Genomic DNA, 19,119 nt, shown 5'->3' with positions numbered 1-19,119 from the left:
CTATTGTAAATAAACGGTGGAATCGTGCTCATCCAGATGCACTTCTATATTTTCGCTTAAGGTGGTGGCGAGTTCATAACCTGTATAATCTGCAGACACCGGAAATTTCTTATGACTTCTATTGACCAGGACGGCCACTTCGATTTTTTTCACCTCAAAATTCACAAAAGGCGCCAAAGCATAAGTCAGGGTCCGGCCGGAGTTGAGCACGTCGTCGACTATAATCAGGCATTTGCCATCAAAGTCAACGTCCTTCGAAAAGGTAACTTCTGGCTGTTTTTTGGTAAACTTATCCAAGGTAATCTCAAGCTCATCCACCTGCAACTCGGAAATTTCCTTGAGCTTGGCCGCCAGCAATCTCGCCAACACGCTGCCCATGCCAGTTACTCCGGCAAAGACCACTCCTTCCTCCCTAGCATTCCTTTCATAGATCTCGTAAGCTATGCGAATGATTTTTTGCTGGATTTGCTTATGGCTAAGCACTAAGGTTTTTGTTTCACTCATGAGTTTTGATCAATCGGTTATCAGCGGGAAAATTAGTTTAAAAGGGCTTAGTTTCAAAAATTATAAGATCTAAAAATCAGAAATAATTCACCTGAAGGTGTCTTCCTCATTCATAATCCTCACATAACTATCATATCTATACGGATGGATATACCCTTCCTCCAACACTTCCAGGACTTTACACCCCGGTTCATTGACATGCTTGCAATTATTGTATTTGCATTGCCCAAGGTACTTTCTCATCTCCACGAAATAATGAGACAATTCCACATCCTCAATGTCCAAGATACCAAATTCCTTGATACCTGGTGTATCGATGAGGAATCCGCCTCCCGGCAGGTCAAACATCTCAGCAAAGGTGGTGGTATGGACCCCTTTAGAGGTGAATTTCGACACCTCTTTGGTCGATTGCGTCGCAGAAGGCACCACTCTATTGAGCAAGGTGGACTTCCCAACCCCCGAATGCCCGGAAAGCAAGGTGGTCTTTCCTACCAATAAGGGTAATAACCGCTCCTTTAGGCCTTCGTCTTCCATGGCTGATACTTCTATCACAGGATAGCCTAGCGGCTCATAAATATCCCTAAGGTCCTCCAGCAAGTCCATATCCTTTTCTTTGGTCAACAGATCCATCTTATTCACCACCAACGTGGTGGGAATACGAAAGCTCTCCGTGCTCACAATAAAGCGATCGATAAAGCCCAAAGAGGTTTTTGGCTGACTGAGAGTGACCACCAAAAATGCCTGGTCGATATTCGAAGCCAAAATATGAGAGAACTTCTGCTTCCTCGTGGACTTCCGAATAATATAATTCTCCCGGGGTAATATCGTAGAAATTACAGCACTTTCCTGATTTTCCTCCTTGGCAAGCAGGACATAATCACCTACCGAAAGGGGGTTGGTCAGCTTCAGTTCGTCTTGCTTAAACTTCCCCCTCAGCCTGGCCTGCAGCCTTCCCTCCTCGGTCTCCACTTCATACCAGCTTCCTGTGGATTTGATCACTCTTCCCTTTATTTCCATTTTACAATTTTATCTACCCCATTCATAATTTTCTCTGCACTCCCAAGGTTGTCCTTCACCAATAGGTCAGCAGCTTTCACGGCCTTAGCATAAGCTTCCTCCTGCTGCAGTCCTGCCATTATAGCCTCAAAAGACAGGTCATCCACCACCTCAAAGCCACATCCATAATCCCTGCTGATGGCCGATTCCGGAAATTTAGAGGCTTTTTTTACTTTCCCAAAAAGTACCGGAATCCTAAATGCCAGCGGCTCCAGAATATTATGCAGCCCCCGACCAAAAGCTCCTCCTACATAGGCAATGTGCGCATACTGATACAATGAAGAAAGCATGCCTATATTATCTATAAAAAGCACCTCCAGCTCCTCCGTCCCCGCCTGATTTATTTCCGAATATTTCAGAGATTTCTTTCCTATCTGCTGCTGCCAGCCCTCGATCTGCACAGGATCAATATCATGAGGAACAATAATAAACTTAAAGCGATCATTCTTCCGAATATAGGGGATAATCAGATCCATATCCTCCTGCCAAGCGCTCCCCACTACCACCGTAGGCTTACCTGCAAAAATAAGATCCAGCTCTGGAAAATGCCTCGGATTTGACTTTATCGCCTCCACATTATCATAGCGCGTATCTCCCGCTAGGCTGCTGTGGCGAACTCCTATTCCATGTAATAAACTGATAGTTGATTGATTCTGCGTAAATATCCAATCAAAAGATTGGATGATCTCCTTAAAAAACCCACCATAAGATTTGAAATAAATCTGATCTTCCCGCATGGATGCGGAGAACAAAAATAATGGGATATTGCGTTTCTTTACCTCAAAAATAAAATTGGCCCAAAGATCGTATTTCACAAAAAACACCAATTCTGGCTTCATGATCGCCAGGAATTTGCTGGCATTAGTGCTGGTATCAAAGGGTAAATACGATATAAAATCCACTCCAGCCTGAGGCTTATTTACCACATTCTCAAATCCACTCGGACTAAAAAAGGTCACTGCTACCAAACAGCCCGGATGTCTTTGCTTAATTGTTTTGATTACTGGTTTGGCCTGTTCGTACTCTCCCAGAGAGGCCACATGAAACCACGCTAGACGCCCTGGATGACTCCCTCGGAAAGCCTTCAAGCTATCCATCACCCCCGACCGTCCTTGAATCAACCTGGATAATTTACTGCTACCCCCACCCAAAACGGGCAATACGGAAGCAATCAACCAAACAGAAAAATTATACACTTTTTTCATATGCCAAAAATAAGCATATCACAGGATTCTGCACCATTTGCCTTTTAATAGTTCAGCAATGTGCCGTATAGTCTATTCCTCAAAGGCGATAAGAGAAATCTTGAATCCCACAAAACAGTCATCCATGCAGTTGCTGGGTACATATCCGCAGGTCTGGAGGAGGCCATTCTTGAAGGTGGAAAAGTAAATGGTGTTTTTTGCAGCATCCACAGACAGGTATTCCCCTTCACACTGGTCGTATAGCTCATCGATCGTATAGATGCCAGCCCCTTCATCATGGCTTCCCAAGCTGTCCATGCTTTCGGAATACTCACTCAGGATGACCCTGTCTCCTCCTTCTTCGATTTGGTAAGCGGTATATTCCCGCTCGCTCACTTGTCCATCTACCACTTTCAGCGTGGTGCTGGTCCCGTACCCGGTCCACGACTGACTCACGACTTGGTAGGAATAGTTATTTCCTTCCTTGGATTTAGTTTCTTCCCAATCTTTGGCACTTGAATCTAGGGAGGTTCCCTCATCTTCCCCTTTGCAAGAAAGTAGGCTTAAAGTGAAAATCAATAAAATTATAGAGTATGGTATTTTCATAGTAAAATGATTTTTGAGCCTCTACGAGGAATTTAAAACAAACGCTACAGCACATAACCACTTTTCATGCCATTTTTTCCAGTATTTCACAAATTTACAGCTAGCCTATGGCCATTTAATAAAATTACTTTTGGACAAGGACATTAATAAGGTTTAAAAAATAATTCTACCATTAATAGCATTCATGATCAATATCATATTAATTCTTCCAGGTTATAGCTAGGTTTAGTTCTTTGAATAAAAATAACTTAGCTTGACTAAGAAAGGATGTTTAGGATCACTCACACTATTTGTCTTTATGACTACCTTTTACCCTGATCAGACGCATCGCATCTTTTTGAAATGGAAAGCATTAATACTGACTAAAACCCTCAAAACAACCTAGCCAATGTTTTCTCTCAATGAAATAAGCTTACGGATAAACACCAAAGATATCCTCAGCCCCATCACGCTAAACCTTCCACAGGGGAGTGTCTGTGCGGTATTAGGCAAGAACGGCTCGGGAAAATCCTCGCTATTAAACATCATCTCCACCCTGCAAAAACCCAGCAAAGGCAGTCTTTCCTACCAAGGCCAGCCGCTGGACAAAAGTAATATAAAGCAGTATTTGGCCGCCTTGAGCTATACTCCGCAGAAGGTAGGGCTTATGCGTGACCTATCCGTGGAAGATAATATTATTTATTTCAGCGTCCTCAAAGGCTGCAATCATTCCGATAGCCTCCAGCAGATGAGTTACTTCCTGCACGAATTTAATTTAACAGCTATTGCAAAGGAAAAGGCGGGAAACTTATCCGGAGGCCAGTACCAAATGATCGGATTGATCATCGCCCTTATCCCAAACCCAGGCCTCTTGGTCCTTGACGAACCCTTCAATAACTTGGGTTATACGGAACGTCAGCTATTCCTCCACTATATTCAGGAACATCTAAAAACGTCAATAGTAATCTTATCCACTCATATACTCGATGAAATATTCCAAAAAAGCACCCATATCCTGTGTTTGAATGGAGGAAAGAAAACCTACTTTGGGGATCAAAAAGGATTCCTTAGACAAACTACGGAGGAGCCCAGCCTTTCCTGCTTTCTTGAAGCCTATCATTATTATGCTCATTTATAATGTCTAAGCTGCTCGACCTTTTCAAACTGACCAAAATTTATAGCCAATCACTCCTAGCCAAGCGGGAGTTTATTGTCCAGTTTGCCATTTTATCATTCCTGGGTTTTCTATTGATCCCAAATGATCAAGCGGCCTATGTTACGTTTTATATCGGGAATTATGGCGTGGTACCCAATGAGTATTGGCTGGCTCCTTTTGCCGCGGTCATGTCCAATGTCATCTTATTCCCCTTAGTTATTTTTACTATCATTAATGCAAGAAAAGAGGATAATCAGAATTCCACTCTATCCTACTCGAGCCTTAGCACCCGCCCCCACTTTATCATCCATCTGCATCGGATTTTAGGTCTATTTATCATATGGATTATTTTACTTTTGCTCTTCAACTTTTCGGTGGTACTGTCAAATTTTGCCAATAGTGCTCTCCTTTACCATGTTCAAAGTCTGCTCTATTATAATGTATCCTTTATTTTCCTGACCTGTACTTTCGCCTATTTCATCGAATTCTCCATTCAGCAAAACTGGAAGAAGTTTGGGATTTACTTTCTAGTTTATTTTACTCTCATTCTATTTGACAAGAACCTCTTCAACCTGATTGGGCTAAATGAGCTCTTCCTGTATGTCTCAAACATTCAAGAGGTCCCCAATTATTACGCCATGGGGTATTTGAACAAGGAGGCTTTGATGGCCAGCCTAGCATTAGCGGCTCCCGCCCAGCCACTTTTCATATGGACCAAAATCGCTTGTATACTAATCACCTTTGGCCTCATCCTGGGAATATCCTCCAGCGCACCGGCCTTATTAAAAAAATTAAATGCACCTACGGTAAACCCATCAATCTCTAAACGAACCAAAGCTAAAAATCCGAGACCATCAAGCCTCTTATCGACCATAAACCTAAAAAGACAGCTCCCTTACCTGTTCCAAAATGAGTTGTTTTTATTAGGCAGAATGCTGTCCCTTCGTCAAAAACTATCTATTTTATTGCTTTGGGCTCTGTCATTTTTCATCCCTTTAGAATATCACTATTTCACCGATTCGCTGCTCTTTCTCAGTTTGATGAAATTGAATTCTTTCTGCTTTAAACTTCATCAGAATGACAACTGTACTTATTACGAAAAACTAAGTATCTATAAAGGGCGGGAAGTAATATTTTCGCGATTCATCATTGTCCTGCTGTGCTATTTTGTCGCACTGATCCCCTTACTCAGTCAGCTGCCATTCAGCGAGGGAAGCATCACTATGGTAAACTTCACCTTATTAGCCTTTCTGGTGGTGGGAAGCTCAAGGGTCTTCAAAAGTGCGATGGCTATAGACATTATCTATATCATCCTCTTCACCAGCAGTTTGACGAACTCTCCTTTTATCAATATTTTTAATTTGTAATAAAGCAGAATACTCAGGCCAGATTGATGACCAAACCAATTCGTTTGGAATTAAAAACAAAGAAACACAAGGTTATATTGCCCTTAGACAATGCCTAGGGCACAATGGAACCGGGCGGTGAGTGGGGTAATAATCTACTAAGGATAGTTGGAAAATTAAGGCAAAAAAAAGGCTGTGCCTTTATCATGAGGATAAAAACACAGCCTAAATAGCTTATTAAAGCTTTTTAATTAGTTTTTAGAAAGGTATTCAGAAACACCAGCTTTGGTAGCTTTCATTGCTTCTTTTCCTTCTTCCCAGTTAGCAGGACATACTTCACCGAATTTCTCTACGTGGTGAAGGGCATCTACTAAACGGATCATCTCATCGATGTTTCTTCCAAGAGGAAGGTCATTGATGGTTTCGTGTCTTACCACACCTTCTTTGTCGATAAGGAATGAACCTCTGAAAGCCACTGGAGCTCCAACATAAGTCAATTCACCTTCTTCATTATAGTTCCACTCACCGGCCAATACGCCGAAGTTATGAGCGATGGTTTTTGCTGGATCAGCAACCAAAGGGTAAACTACACCTTCGATACCACCTTGATCTTTTGGAGTCGCCAACCATGCAAGGTGAGTCTCTTCTGTATCACAAGAGGCACCTACTACTGCTACGCCTCTTTTTTCGAATTCAGCAAGCTTCTCTTGGAAGGCGAGGATTTCGGTAGGGCAAACAAAAGTAAAATCTTTTGGGTAGAAATAGAAAATCACATCTTGCTTACCGATGTACTGCTCCAAAGAGAAGTTTTCTACGATCTCTTCACCATTGATAACTGCGGGAGCTTTGAATAATGGGGCTTTTTTTCCTACTAATGACATAATTGTTACGTTTAATTAATTTAGTCTGATTGATTTTTATAATATATTATTTGTTGTGGCCCTTGATGACCACAGAAATATCTTCTACTTCGAAACCGCTGATCTGATTTTCTGCAAAGAATTCTTTAATTAGCCTTTCGAGCTTTTCATTGCGATAATCTCTGATCTCATTAGTTTCGTTATCATATAAATGACTATGTGCTTCCAGGATTCCATCAAATCGCATGACACCTTTATTGTCAACAAATTTCTGGATGATTCCGGCATTTACGAAGGTGTCCAGCGTTTTGTACACCGTCCCGAGAGAAATGGATGGATTATCGGATTTTATCTGCTCGTACACCCACTCCGCCGTCGGGTGATTATGGGTACAGGATACTGCGCCATAGATCACCATACGCTGATGCGTGAACTTCAATCCACCTTTTGACAATATTTCCCTGGTCTGTTCAGTAGTCATTCGTTGTTAAGAATGATTATCAGTTAGTAATAGTTCCGCAAAACTATGGAAGTTTGCTGAAAAAACAAAAATTATTTCTCACGGCACTTTTCGACTTCCTCCTTTTGGGTAAATTTCACTACCTTTAAGTTCGAAAACCAACTCTTCTGATGAAAAAACTATTATATTTTTGTTTAGGAGGGCTCATGCTGGGAGCATTCCCTTCATATAGCCAGACAGACATAGACATAGAGCATATCTTACGAGCAGGAGTTAAGGATCTTAACACTTATATGGGTTATTATGTGGAGCCTGCAGCCAAGGGCTTTATCTATAGCTCCAGTGCTGGCTGGGCACAGACTGCCAAGCCCCATGAGGCCTGGGGATTTGACCTCAAGTTTTCTGTTAGCGGCGCCACAGTACCCAGTCGTTATGAGACCTTTGATTTTGACCCCAATGAATTTGAGAAACTAAGAATAAAAGGAGCCACTGGCACTACCGCCGTGCCCACCATGTTTGGCAATTCAGACCATGGAGGGACTTTTCAGATCGTGGAGCAGGATATAGTCATCGCCGAAGCAGACATCCCACCGGGGCTTGACATTCCGGTAAGGTACATCCCCACGCCGGCTATTCAGGGTGCTCTGGGTCTTCCTGGTGGCACCGAGATCATCGGGCGGTTCATCCCCGAGGTGCAATTCGACGATGCCAAAATGTCCCAATGGGGTCTTGGCTTTAAGCATGATATCATGCAGTACTTCAACACCTTCAGCATGATCCCCGTGGACTTCTCCGTTTTGGTAGCTTATAATAAGCTCGAGGCTTCCTATTATCTTAATGATAATGAAACCCAACTCGCCTCCATGGACGTAAGTACCTGGACCTTCCAAGGCCTGCTAAGCAAAAAAATATCCATCCTGACAGTATATGGAACGCTGGGTTACAATTCTGGCTCCTCCAATTATAACCTTTTAGGCACCTATGAGATTGACGGGACTTCGGAAAAATTTGTAGATCCGGTAAATTTAAGTTATGATGCAGCGGGACTATTGGCGAGCCTCGGTGCACGACTAAAGTTTGGCCCGATGTTTCTGAATGCCGACTATACCTTTCAGGAATTTAATACTGTGAATGTAGGACTTGGAGTATCAATTAGATAAAGATGATTAAAGTATTATTCGTTTGCTTGGGCAATATTTGCCGATCACCTCTGGCGGAAGCCATATTCAACCACCAAATCACCCAAGAGGGACTTAATAATAAGTTCTCCAGTGATAGCTGTGGCACCTCTGATTACCATATCGGTGAGCTTCCCGACGAAAGAAGTATTACCACCGCCCAAAAACACAGCATCTCCATCAACCATCGCGGTCGCCAATTAAACCATGCTGATATTAGGGACTTTGACTATATCATAGCCATGGACCACTCCAACGTAAAGAATATTCGCAAATTGATGGAAGGCTATAACCTAAGCCATAGCCAAATCCTCCTGATGCGAAAATTTCAGCCTCAGGCAGACTCCGACGAGGTGCCTGACCCTTATTATGGCGGCGAAGATGGGTTCGAGAAAGTGTATCAGATCCTAGATGAATCCATAAGAGAATTTATCCTCCAACTTAAAAAAGAACATCAGGTATATGCATAAGCCACAGTCTTTCTATCAGGAAGTATTGCTGGATGCCATACCCGACCCCACCTTGCTCAATTCGGTCCGCTTAATCTCCGGCGGCACCATGAACCAAAGCGTACTACTGGAAACCGACAAAGGCTCTTTTTTTCTAAAATCAAATCACCTCCCCTCCTCCGATGTTTTCGTGCAGGAAATCAAAGGCCTCACCCTTTTGCATAAGCACTCCCCTCTTCAGATCCCCAAGACCATCGGAGCAGGAAGGATAGGCGACCAAAACTATATCCTCATCGAGTGGATACATGGGGGCTACCCCAATGAAAACTATTGGTTTGACCTCGGACGAGGGCTCGCCGAGCTTCATATCGCTACTGCCCCGCAGTTTGGACTGGAAGAGGATAACTATATTGCCATATTGCCCCAAAAGAACAACTTTCACCCCTCTTGGTCAGAATTCTATACCGAGGAGCGACTCGAACCCATGATTGGCAAAGCCTATTATGATGGCTTAGTAAACAAGGCTTTCTATAAGAAATTCCAAACGATATACCCCAAACTGGAGGCGCTAATGCCTAAAGAAAAACCAGCACTTCTTCATGGAGACCTATGGTCTGGCAACGTCATCGTCAATAAAAAAGGCCACCCTTGCCTGATCGACCCTGCCGTATATTATGGACATCGAGAAATGGACCTGGCCTTCTCAAAGCTTTTTGGTGGCTTCCGAACTGAATTTTACGAGGCTTATAATGATGTATTCCCCCTAGAGCCGGGATTCGAAGAAAGAGCCGATATCCATAATCTTTACCCCTTATTGGTACATCTCAATCTATTTGGGCTAAGCTACCTTCCCGGCATCAAAAAAGTGGTAAATAAGTACCTGTAAAAGTCGCTAATCGGACCCTAACACCCTACTCATCTTCACAGAACACATCATCTTAAAACTGCCCCCTAAATCACTTTTAGATCAAGACCCTCTGCTTTATGGGATACAATTTCCCCAAATACCTACTTCCCAATTGGAGCATAATAAGATCACAATCTAAGTTCCCTCCTGCTCTTACAGGTGAAATGTACCCGTTTATTTCGCCTTAATCACGAGCTGCATCGTGGACCGGGTCCATTGCTCAAGGATGATCTCACCCCAGGCCTCAAACTGTGCCTTTGCCTCTTCTCTATAATGCTTGACGGTGACCAGCTGCAACCCCTCATTATACCTGATCTTAAAGTGCAAGCTCATCTCCTCCAGAAACCGCTCTCGTTTGATCCTATCATCATCCATGCTGATGGAGATCGATATGGCACTGGTTTGCAGAAGATTGGTGCGCAGGCCCAGGCGATGGAGAGACTGATAGACTTCCAAAAGCTGCTGCTGGTTAATAAATGTAAAGTCAGTCACCTCCAAGGTCACCAGCAGCTGACCCTTTTTGACGGTATATATGGGCGTATGATTATGGAATCCTTCGATATGATGGATCAATGTCCCCTTGAGGTCCTGATCAACAAATGACCTTACTCTCAGGGGAATTTCCTTATTGGCCAGAGGCTTGATGGTACGCGGATGAATCACTGAGGCTCCATAATAGGTCATCTCTGCGGCTTCTTTATAATCCAATTCATCGAATAACAACGCATCATGGAAGAGTTTAGGGTCGGCATTGAGCACTCCGGGCACATCCTTCCAGATGGTCACTTCTCTGGCGTCCAGGCAAGAGGCAAATATAGCGGCCGAAAAATCAGAACCCTCCCGACCCAAGGTGGTTCGCTTACCCGATTTACTCGCCCCCACAAACCCTTGGGTGACGATGGGAAGCTGCTTCATCTTGGGCAGCAATTGACGCTGAATCGCCAGGTTGGTATCCTCCCACAGGACGCGGGCCGCACGAAAAGACTGATCCGTCAGGATGAGCTCCCTGGCATCTTGCCAGATGCAATATAATTTCTCATGACATAAATAAGCCTGGATGATTTTTGAGGAAAGAAGTTCTCCATATCCAATCAGCCGATCATACATCTCGTCATAATTGTCCTTATCAATGCTTGGCTCCAGCTCTCTTTGCAAATTCAGAAACACATTATGAATGGCTCCATGAATTAAATCTTCCTGTGGAAACAGGTCTCTGCATATTGCTAAATGGGTTTGGCGAAGGGTGAGAAGTGGCTCATGATAATCCTCGTTTTTCCATCTTTTTTCTACTATTTCCTCAAGGGCATTGGTGGTTTTTCCGATGGCCGAAACCACGATAACCATGGGCGCCTGCAATCGATTGAAAAGAATAATAGAGAGGTTTTTGATTGCTTGAGCGTTTTTTACAGAGGCACCTCCAAATTTATAGATAATTGCTTTTCTCATAAATTTTTATGTAGTACTTTACAACGGGTTATATTTCTAAAAGTACTTTTTCAAAGATATGAATACAAAACCATACCAGCCTAATAATTCGTCCTTGGGCTCGCCAGTAGGCATTACTCTTGACCGATTTATCAAGAGTAAACAGGACGATTTTCCATTTGCTTCAGGAGAGCTATCTCAGATTCTTCGAGACATAGCACTTGCCTCCAAAATCGTAAATCGCGAGATCAATCGCGCAGGATTATCCAATATCAGCGGCGCCTATGGCAGTACCAATGTCCAAGGTGAAGAGCAGCAAAACCTGGATGTTGTCGCCAACATCCGTTTCTGCCGTGCCCTGACCAAAGGAGGAGAAGTCTGTGCCATCGTATCCGAGGAAGATGATGAAGTCATAGATCTGCAAAACAGCAGTGGAAAATATGTGGTCGCCATGGATCCTTTAGACGGATCCTCCAATATTGATGTCAATATCTCTATAGGTACCATTTTCTCCATTTACAGACGGGTCACTCCATTGGGCAGTCCTATACAGCTGGAAGACGTCATGCAGCCCGGCAATAAGCAGGTGGCTGCAGGATATGTCCTCTACGGATCCTCCACCATGCTGGTATATACTACCGGCAGAGGCGTAAATGGCTTCACGTATGAGCACTCCCTGGGAGAGTTCTTCCTCAGCCATCCAAAAATGAAAGCCCCATTAGATGGGAAAATTTACAGCATCAATGAAGGCCTGGACTCTCAAATCGACGAAGGCCTGAAGCAGTATATTGCAGACTGTAAGGCCAAAAACTTCAGCGCAAGATATATTGGTAGCTTGGTAGCTGACTTTCACCGTAACTTATTGAAGGGTGGCATATACATCTATCCATCCACCACCAAAGCTCCCAAAGGTAAGCTTAGACTGCTATATGAAGCCAATTCACTGGCTTTCATCGCTGAGCAAGCTGGGGCATCCGCTTCTGACGGTGAGAACAGAATCCTGGATATTATCCCTGATTCGCTGCACCAAAGGACTCCGCTTTATATTGGATCCACCGAAATGGTAAAAACAGCAGAGCAGACCCTCAGAGAGGCTAAAGTGCATTAAAAATTAGATTATAGGTTTGTTAGCTTGGTAGTTTTTTGTGATTTTGGGTAAAAATTAATCTCAATCTTCACTGAAACTGCCAAGCTTTTTTTTATCCCTTCCGGGCAAAATCACTATTTCTCTAGTAAGTGACTTACTAGAGCATCACAGCATGCCGATTTTTTATTCCGCCTGCGGCAAAAAAGATGCGTCCCTATCCGAAAAATTATTCACCTTAATTTATTGGTATTTCTGTCTGATTTCCACCTTCAAGATCTGCCTATCGACCAAGGCTTCACTCAGCTCAGCCGCCATGGTTTCAGGATTGGATTCGTGAAGGATTTTCTTTAACCGATGCTCCCCAAGATCGATTCGATAGCAAATCTGAAGCAGCCTCTCAAATTCCCTATTGAGCAACTGGCTCACGAGCGGCGTAAGCGCAGCGATCAGGTCCTCACGGCTCATCCCTTCGGAGGGCGCTGCCAGCTCAAAGTCCTTTTGTAGCAGCTGGGCACTTTCGATGATATAGTTTATTTCCATAAGTAAAAAAAGCTGCTTTTTGGACACAATAAGAAGGTCCAAAAAGCAGCTTTATTAAAATTGAATAATCAAAAAGCCTGCTTAAGCTTCTTTTTCTTCGCTTTCTGAAGCGCCTTCTGCAATAACCTCAGGGGCAAATTCTCTGATAATCTGATACCAAGAGATCAATTTTTTGATGTCAGAAGGATACACTCTAGCCTCGTCAAACTCGGGAAGGATATGCTTCATGAAAGCCATATACTCATCGTTGTCAGCACCCTTGGCGAGTCCTGTATCCCCTTCAAATTCCTTTTCGATGGTGATCATCACCTCTTGAAGTGGCGTGGAGCCTTCCTCTGTGAGGGTATAAATAGATATTTCACTGAGGATAGACACGCGGTGATTAGCACCTACGACCAATTTGGATTTTTTTGCATCCATTGATTCTAGGATGACTCCGCTTCTACTAGGCTTAAGCACCTTGTATAAGCCTGGTTTTCCTGCTACAGTAGCTATTTCTTTAAATTCCATAATTCTTCTTTTAAAATCAGCTTGCAAATATAGACTTTCACATTTAATGCCCAAGGGAATTTACCCTTCTGCGATAAATTCTTCACTCAAATCTTCCATAAAACCAGAAAGTTCCTCTCTTCCCACACCATTGGAGGCGGAAGTGACAAAGTACAAAGGAGGCTCCTCAAATATACTACTCGTGGCTGCCAGGAATTGATTTATATTCCCCTTGGCTTTGCTTACGGATAATTTATCCGCTTTGGTAAAGGCTAATACAATTGGTACTTCGTTCTGTGCGCACCAGAGGATAAACTCAAGATCCTTCTTTTGGGGCTCCAGCCGGCAATCGATCAGGACAAAGGTAGCGAGAAGATTAGGGCGACTGGTGAGGTAACCACGGATCATCTTCTCCCAATCAGCCTTAAGGTTTTTACTCACCTGAGCATAGCCATAGCCTGGCAGATCGACGATCCACCACATTCCGTTAGCCTCAAAATGGTTGATCAGGTGAGTCTTGCCTGGTTTACCTGAGATTTTTGCCAGACTCTTATGATTAGTCAGCATATTGATCAGCGAGCTTTTGCCCACATTGGATCTGCCTATGAATGCAAATTCAGGTTTTTTAGGTTCCGGGCATTTTTTATAGTCGGAATTACTCGTCAGAAAGGTTGCGTTCTTGATCATTGTATGGCAGTTTTTTACAAAGGTAATGGTTTCCTGCCAAAACCCTTAAATCAATTAATCTTTAACATTTTTCCATTGCTCGTGTTTACTTAGTAATATTGCGCACTCAAACAGCATAAATTCCCATGGCAGTAGTTCCTTACAAAGACAATCAAGATGGCAAAAAGGCTCAAGTAGCCAATATGTTTAACAATATCAGCAAGCGGTATGACCTGCTCAACCACCTGCTGAGCATGGGAATTGATATCATATGGCGAAAGAAAGCCATAAAACTACTCCAAAAGGACCAGCCTAAGTTCATATTGGATATTGCTACCGGCACCGGAGACTTCGCCATCGAAGCCCTGGCCCTCAAGCCTCAGAAAGTGATCGGCGTGGATATCTCCGAAGGAATGCTTAATGAAGGCAAAAAGAAAATAAAGAACAGAAAACTGGATCACCTTATCGAATTGCAGATGGGAGACTCCGAAAAGTTACTTTTTGATGATAATAATTTCGACGCTGTCATCGTTTCTTTTGGTGTAAGAAACTTTGAAAACCTAGAAAAAGGGCTGGCCGATATGTACCGAGTACTCAAGCCAGGCGGAAAAACAGTCATCGTAGAATTTTCGAAGCCTAAAAAGTTCCCCTTAAAACAAGGATACAACTTTTATTTCAAGTATATTTTACCTCAGATCGGAAAGTTAATTTCTAAAGACCAATCCGCCTATACTTACCTGCCAGAATCGGTTCAGGCATTCCCTGATGGAAAAGATTTTCTTGAGGTATTAAATAAAGTTGGGTTTAAAAACACAAAATGCAAACCTTTGACCTTTGGCATCAGCTCAATTTATATTGGAGAAAAATAGTTCTCCTGATTGGCTTTGGTTTTGTGTTCTTGGCACAAGCCGAAGCCCAAAACAGGTATAAGCCAATCAGCCTTTCTGGTGATGACAATCAGTTTATCAGCTATGGCTTCTTCCTGGCAGCGCATACCTCCACCTTAAGGCTGAAGTATAGCAATGCCTTCATGGACCCCACTAACCCGACTTATGCGCATATCCAAAGCATCCAGCCGGTGTTTTCACCAGGGTTTTCTTTGGGATTCCTGATCAAAATGCGCCTCCATGATCAAGTAACCCTCCTGGCCACTCCTAAAGTGGGCTTCTATGAATACCGGACTGATCTCACCTATTTCCCTATAGAAAATGAATTGATAAACATCGGGAATTTAGTAAATGGACCGTATTCCAAGTCCCTGATCACAGAGACCACCATGGTGGAGCTTCCTTTGCTCATCAAGTATAAATCCATTCGCTTTGACAATACACGGATGTTTTTTGTGGGCGGGGCCAATCCTATGTTCCGTACAAAATCTCAGGATGAAGCGGATAGTGACGAACTAGTACTAAACAGTACCGATATCGCATTGGAGCTAGGAATGGGCTTTGATTTTTATTTTAAATTCTTCAAATTCTCTCCCGAGCTCCGCTTCTCCCATGGTATGGTAAATATCTACCGGGAAGAAGCTTCCAATCCGAACTTTGCAGGTGCTATTGAAGAACTTCGTCGAAAAAACATTACCTTATACCTTAATTTTCAGTAATTTTAGTTCAAGATAATTTTTCCTGACTCCCGAAGCATTTAGTGCTTTAGGTCATAAAAACAATCAATCCCACACTAAACCTAAGCAGCATGGCCACCAATAATAAATCTTTTGACGAAGTAGAAAAATTACTTCAGGAAATCGGCAACAAAATAGAAGAGCTGATCACCAAGGGCGCCGAAATGACCGGCGATGCAAAAGTGGAAGTAGAAAAGAAAATCGATGAGCTGAAAGGAGAAAAAGATGGCTTAGAGGGTGAGTTTAAAAGACGTAAGAGGGAATTTGAAGAAAAATACCAGCAGCATAAAGAATCGATCAGTCCTATGCTCGAAAAATCCAGAGAGCATTTTCTCGCTGCCCTTAAGGAGCTTAAAGATGCCGTAAAAACTCTTCTCCGCAACTAAAAATTCTACGATTAATGGCCACAACATCGCCTTTCTGATCGGCCCTTAAAAATCCACTCATCCCATCAAATCCAATATATAACCTATTCATTTATTTGTTTCAGGTCATTTGTGGTATTATACAATTATTTTTTAATTAATTTTGGTCATGAATTACCTTTCCGTAGATAAGCTTTCCAAGTCATTTGGAGATAAATCACTATTTCAAGAAATCTCTTTCGGCATTGATCAAGGGCAAAAAATCGCTCTTGTAGGTATCAATGGTGCCGGAAAATCCACCCTAATGAAGATCATTATGGGACTGGAAGTCGCTGATGCTGGCGAAGTGGTTTTCAATCAAACCATTAAAGTAGCCTATGTCCACCAAAACCCCGTGTTCGATGGACAGCTGAGCATATACCAAACCATTTTTTCTGAATCCACCAGTGAGGTATTGAATGTCATCGACCAATACCAAAAAGCATTGCTCGTGGCTGAAACCGGCAAGGATAACAGTGATGATCTCAATGTCCTGATGGAGCAAATGGACGCCCTCCAAGCCTGGGATTATGAGTACCAAGTGAAAGAAGTCCTGGGAAAACTAGGTCTTCATGACACAGAGCTCCCCATTGGGCAGCTATCTGGTGGTCAGCGTAAGAGAGTGGCATTAGCCAAGGCTATCCTGGAAAAGCCCGATCTCCTACTTCTGGATGAGCCTACCAACCACCTGGACCTCGCCACCATCGAGTGGCTGGAAGACTATCTGTCCAAAGCCAACCTAGCCCTGCTGATGGTAACTCACGACCGGTACTTCCTAGAGAAAGTAACCAACGAAATTCTGGAATTGGACGCTGGAAGCATCCATAGATACCTAGGCAACTATAGCTACTTTCTGATCAAAAAGGCAGAGCGAAGAGAAATCGAAGCAACCGAGCAGGAAAAGGCCAAAAGCCTCTATAAAAAAGAACTGGACTGGATCCGAAGACAACCAAAAGCACGAGGTACCAAAGCCAAATACCGTGTGGACGCCTTTGAAGAAACCAAAAGCAAAGCTTTCCAGCATCGCGAAGAGCGGGAAGTGGAGCTTCAGGTATCCTCTCGTCGTCTAGGCAGCAAGATTCTTGAACTTGATAAACTCAGCAAGCGCTTTGACGCCAAGGTTATCCTGGACGAATTTTCCTATATCTTCAAAAAAGGAGATAAAATAGGGATTGTAGGCCCCAATGGAGCGGGAAAAACCACCTTCCTGAATATGCTTACCGGAGCAATTTCCCCAGATAGCGGATTGGTTACTAAAGGCCAAACGACCGCTTTTGGGTATTATAAACAAGAAGAAGACAGCTTCGACGAGGCAAAAAGACTGATTGATATTGTAAAGGAAATCGCCGAAGTGGTCACCCTTGCCAATGGTAGCGTGATCACTGCCTCGCAGTTTCTGAATCAATTTGGCTTTCCACCAAAACAGCAACATACCCCTATCGCCAAGCTCTCCGGTGGAGAACGAAGGAGATTACAATTGCTCATGGTTTTGATCAAGACTCCTAACTTCCTGATCCTCGATGAGCCTACCAATGACCTTGATATCGTCACCTTAAATACGGTGGAGGATTTTCTGGACAACTTCCCTGGCTGTCTGATTATCGTATCTCACGACCGGTACTTTATGGACCGATTGGTGGATCACCTTTTCGTATTCCAGGAAGAAGGAAAAATCAAGGATTTCCCTGGCAACTATACCGATCTCAGAGAATGGGAAAAAGAAGAAGCAGGTAAAAAAACATTAGCGACTAGCCAGACCACCAAAAAAGAGGCTAGCCCAAAAGCAGAGGAACCTAAAGCGCAAAATACCGCCAAGGCCAGCTATAAGCAAAAACAGGAATTTGTCGCTATCCAGGCAGAAATCAAGGAGAACGAAGAAAAGAAGAAAGCGCTGATTGAGAAGATCAATGCGGGAACAGAGGATCATGAACAACTTATGAGCTGGTCTCAGGCCATCCAGGAGATAGATGATACACTTGAAAATCTGGAATTCAGATGGCTCGAATTAAGCGAGCTCGATGGAATTATGGATTAAATATGGAAACAACGGACTATTTGATCATCGGAGCGGGACAGTGTGGCCTTAGTGCCGCAAGGTACTTGCAGAAGGCAGAAAAGGACTTTATTATTCTGGATAAGCATCCAGATATAGGGGACTCTTGGAGGAATCGCTATTCCTCTCTGAGGCTATTTACTCCTGCGGAGTACAGCCAGCTGCCGGACTTGCCTATGGCACTTCCAGAACCTGTACGACCAACCAAGGACCAAATGGCGGACTATTTCTCTCGCTACGCCAATCATTTTGGCATTCAGGTACAATCCCAAAATGAGGTCACTAAGCTTCAAAAAGAGGGCGAGTACTTCATAGCAAAAACGAGCTATGAGGATATCTATGCCAAACAGGTGATCATCGCTAATGGCTGCAATAAACCAACCGCTCCCGAATGGGCCAAAAACCTATCCATCCCCTATATCCATAGCAGCAATTACAGAACCCCTGTCAGTATCAAAGGGAACAGAGTATTGGTGGTGGGGGCAGGAAATTCCGCCGCGCAGATCATTGCGGAGCTTACCCCTTACTTTGACGTTCATTGGTCTATCAAGGATAAATTAACCATGAAACCTCTATATGTCCTTGGGAAAAATGTCCTATGGTGGGGAGACAAGCTTAATAAGCTAAAAAAAGCGCCCAAAGAAAAACAGCTTCACCAGACTGATCCGATTTACCTCTACGATGACCTTAAAGCTAAGCTGAAAAAAGCGCAACAGCATGGAGCCGTCACAGCCGCCGGGGGAAATAGGATTACCTTTGAAGATCAATCCTCGATGGAATTCGATTTTATATTATTTGCGACCGGGTTCACTTCTGATTATAGGTTTATAGATATTGAGGGATTTGAGGGAGACGCCTCCGAGCTACGAAAGCAAGATGGAATATCTGCGGTGGATGGTCTCTATTTTCTTGGCATTCCTTCCCAAAGATCCATGAGCTCCCATTTAATATGGGGCAGTCAGAGAGATGCAGAATTCATCATCCAAGAGAGTCTCAAAAAATATACACCAGCTTAAAAGCAGACGATAGCATTACTATTTTAACCCTTGAGGGTAAAAAATTACTTAGAAAAATAATAAAGAAGGCCCCATAAATCAGGGCCTTCTTTATTTTGAAATATCTTCTGTTAAGAATAAATAGCTGCTT

Annotated in this window: 21 protein-coding genes; 11 read left to right on the top strand and 10 right to left on the bottom strand. The window is 43.3% G+C overall.

The annotated features are described in order from the left end of the window. The 4 genes from B050_RS0104765 to B050_RS0104750 form a co-directional block, all read right to left on the bottom strand. Complete coding sequence (locus B050_RS0104765) at nt 1-504, bottom strand: phosphoribosyltransferase family protein (protein ID WP_018472750.1); 504 nt, start codon at nt 502-504, stop codon at nt 1-3. 87 nt (nt 505-591) lie between these two features. Then, entirely contained in the window at nt 592-1,515 is a 924-nt protein-coding gene (rsgA, locus tag B050_RS0104760) for a ribosome small subunit-dependent GTPase A (protein ID WP_026235635.1), read from the bottom strand. Further along, the gene (locus B050_RS0104755) at nt 1,512-2,765 is read right to left on the bottom strand and encodes a 3-deoxy-D-manno-octulosonic acid transferase (RefSeq protein ID WP_018472748.1); all 1,254 of its coding nucleotides are present in this window, start codon (nt 2,763-2,765) and stop codon (nt 1,512-1,514) included. The genes rsgA and B050_RS0104755 overlap by 4 nt, the downstream gene beginning before the upstream one ends. A 72-nt stretch (nt 2,766-2,837) precedes the next feature. Beyond that, nucleotides 2,838-3,350, bottom strand: a complete 513-nt coding sequence (locus tag B050_RS0104750; RefSeq protein ID WP_018472747.1) for a hypothetical protein — start codon at nt 3,348-3,350, stop codon at nt 2,838-2,840. A gap of 388 nt (nt 3,351-3,738) precedes the next feature. Between B050_RS0104750 and B050_RS0104745 the strand changes: the two genes are divergently transcribed. Together B050_RS0104745 and B050_RS0104740 are read left to right on the top strand one after the other, a co-directional pair. After that, nucleotides 3,739-4,467, top strand: a complete 729-nt coding sequence (locus B050_RS0104745; RefSeq protein ID WP_018472746.1) for an ATP-binding cassette domain-containing protein — start codon at nt 3,739-3,741, stop codon at nt 4,465-4,467. Then, a complete protein-coding gene (locus tag B050_RS0104740) occupies nt 4,467-5,852 on the top strand; it encodes a hypothetical protein (RefSeq protein WP_018472745.1) in 1,386 nt (461 codons plus the stop codon). Before B050_RS0104745 ends, B050_RS0104740 begins: the two co-directional genes overlap by 1 nt. A gap of 230 nt (nt 5,853-6,082) precedes the next feature. Here the strand turns inward: B050_RS0104740 and B050_RS0104730 are convergent, their stop codons facing one another. Together B050_RS0104730 and B050_RS0104725 are read right to left on the bottom strand one after the other, a co-directional pair. Next, on the bottom strand, nt 6,083-6,712 hold the full coding sequence (locus tag B050_RS0104730) for a peroxiredoxin (protein ID WP_018472743.1): 630 nt from the start codon (nt 6,710-6,712) through the stop codon (nt 6,083-6,085). 46 nt (nt 6,713-6,758) lie between these two features. Beyond that, the gene (locus tag B050_RS0104725) at nt 6,759-7,172 is read right to left on the bottom strand and encodes a Fur family transcriptional regulator (RefSeq protein WP_018472742.1); all 414 of its coding nucleotides are present in this window, start codon (nt 7,170-7,172) and stop codon (nt 6,759-6,761) included. A 149-nt stretch (nt 7,173-7,321) separates the two neighbouring features. Between B050_RS0104725 and B050_RS0104720 the strand changes: the two genes are divergently transcribed. Genes B050_RS0104720 through B050_RS0104710 form a run of 3 tightly spaced genes read left to right on the top strand, consistent with a single transcriptional unit; the run spans nt 7,322 to nt 9,664 of the window. Next, entirely contained in the window at nt 7,322-8,311 is a 990-nt protein-coding gene (locus tag B050_RS0104720; protein WP_157492577.1) for a DUF6588 family protein, read from the top strand. A gap of 2 nt (nt 8,312-8,313) precedes the next feature. Continuing rightward, entirely contained in the window at nt 8,314-8,799 is a 486-nt protein-coding gene (locus B050_RS0104715) for a low molecular weight protein-tyrosine-phosphatase (protein WP_018472740.1), read from the top strand. After that, nucleotides 8,792-9,664, top strand: a complete 873-nt coding sequence (locus B050_RS0104710; RefSeq protein ID WP_018472739.1) for a fructosamine kinase family protein — start codon at nt 8,792-8,794, stop codon at nt 9,662-9,664. The genes B050_RS0104715 and B050_RS0104710 overlap by 8 nt, the downstream gene beginning before the upstream one ends. A 195-nt stretch (nt 9,665-9,859) precedes the next feature. On the opposite strand, the gene B050_RS0104705 is transcribed toward B050_RS0104710, so the two are convergent. Further along, nucleotides 9,860-11,131 (bottom strand): aspartate kinase, encoded by a 1,272-nt coding sequence (locus B050_RS0104705; protein WP_018472738.1) that lies wholly within the window; start codon nt 11,129-11,131, stop codon nt 9,860-9,862. A 58-nt stretch (nt 11,132-11,189) separates the two neighbouring features. Here B050_RS0104705 and fbp point away from each other — a divergent pair, with 58 nt between their 5' ends. Further along, nucleotides 11,190-12,218 (top strand): class 1 fructose-bisphosphatase, encoded by a 1,029-nt coding sequence (fbp, locus tag B050_RS0104700; protein ID WP_018472737.1) that lies wholly within the window; start codon nt 11,190-11,192, stop codon nt 12,216-12,218. A gap of 219 nt (nt 12,219-12,437) precedes the next feature. On the opposite strand, the gene B050_RS0104695 is transcribed toward fbp, so the two are convergent. The 3 genes from B050_RS0104695 to yihA form a co-directional block, all read right to left on the bottom strand. Beyond that, nucleotides 12,438-12,737 carry a hypothetical protein gene (locus B050_RS0104695; RefSeq protein ID WP_026235634.1) on the bottom strand — a complete coding sequence of 100 codons (300 nt, stop codon included), beginning with the start codon at nt 12,735-12,737 and terminating at the stop codon, nt 12,438-12,440. Between the two features lie 81 nt (nt 12,738-12,818). Further along, entirely contained in the window at nt 12,819-13,247 is a 429-nt protein-coding gene (locus tag B050_RS0104690; protein WP_018472735.1) for a DUF5606 family protein, read from the bottom strand. 60 nt (nt 13,248-13,307) lie between these two features. Continuing rightward, nucleotides 13,308-13,913 (bottom strand): ribosome biogenesis GTP-binding protein YihA/YsxC, encoded by a 606-nt coding sequence (yihA, locus tag B050_RS0104685; protein WP_018472734.1) that lies wholly within the window; start codon nt 13,911-13,913, stop codon nt 13,308-13,310. A 125-nt stretch (nt 13,914-14,038) separates the two neighbouring features. On the opposite strand from yihA, the gene ubiE reads away from it, so the two are divergent. The 5 genes from ubiE (at nt 14,039) to B050_RS0104660 (ending at nt 18,989) form a co-directional block, all read left to right on the top strand. Beyond that, nucleotides 14,039-14,761, top strand: a complete 723-nt coding sequence (ubiE, locus tag B050_RS0104680; protein ID WP_018472733.1) for a bifunctional demethylmenaquinone methyltransferase/2-methoxy-6-polyprenyl-1,4-benzoquinol methylase UbiE — start codon at nt 14,039-14,041, stop codon at nt 14,759-14,761. After that, nucleotides 14,710-15,498, top strand: a complete 789-nt coding sequence (porT, locus tag B050_RS0104675; RefSeq protein ID WP_018472732.1) for a type IX secretion/gliding motility protein PorT/SprT — start codon at nt 14,710-14,712, stop codon at nt 15,496-15,498. The genes ubiE and porT overlap by 52 nt, the downstream gene beginning before the upstream one ends. An 89-nt stretch (nt 15,499-15,587) precedes the next feature. Further along, a complete protein-coding gene (locus tag B050_RS0104670) occupies nt 15,588-15,902 on the top strand; it encodes a hypothetical protein (protein ID WP_018472731.1) in 315 nt (104 codons plus the stop codon). A 148-nt stretch (nt 15,903-16,050) separates the two neighbouring features. After that, nucleotides 16,051-17,955: an ABC-F family ATP-binding cassette domain-containing protein gene (locus B050_RS0104665; RefSeq protein ID WP_018472730.1), complete on the top strand. Its 1,905-nt coding sequence runs from the start codon at nt 16,051-16,053 to the stop codon at nt 17,953-17,955. A gap of 2 nt (nt 17,956-17,957) precedes the next feature. Further along, nucleotides 17,958-18,989 carry a flavin-containing monooxygenase gene (locus B050_RS0104660; RefSeq protein WP_018472729.1) on the top strand — a complete coding sequence of 344 codons (1,032 nt, stop codon included), beginning with the start codon at nt 17,958-17,960 and terminating at the stop codon, nt 18,987-18,989. Nucleotides 18,990-19,119: the final 130 nt, after the last annotated feature.

Source organism: Echinicola pacifica DSM 19836, from assembly GCF_000373245.1.
GTDB lineage: Bacteria > Bacteroidota > Bacteroidia > Cytophagales > Cyclobacteriaceae > Echinicola > Echinicola pacifica.
This window is presented reverse-complemented; position numbering and strand designations above follow the sequence as displayed.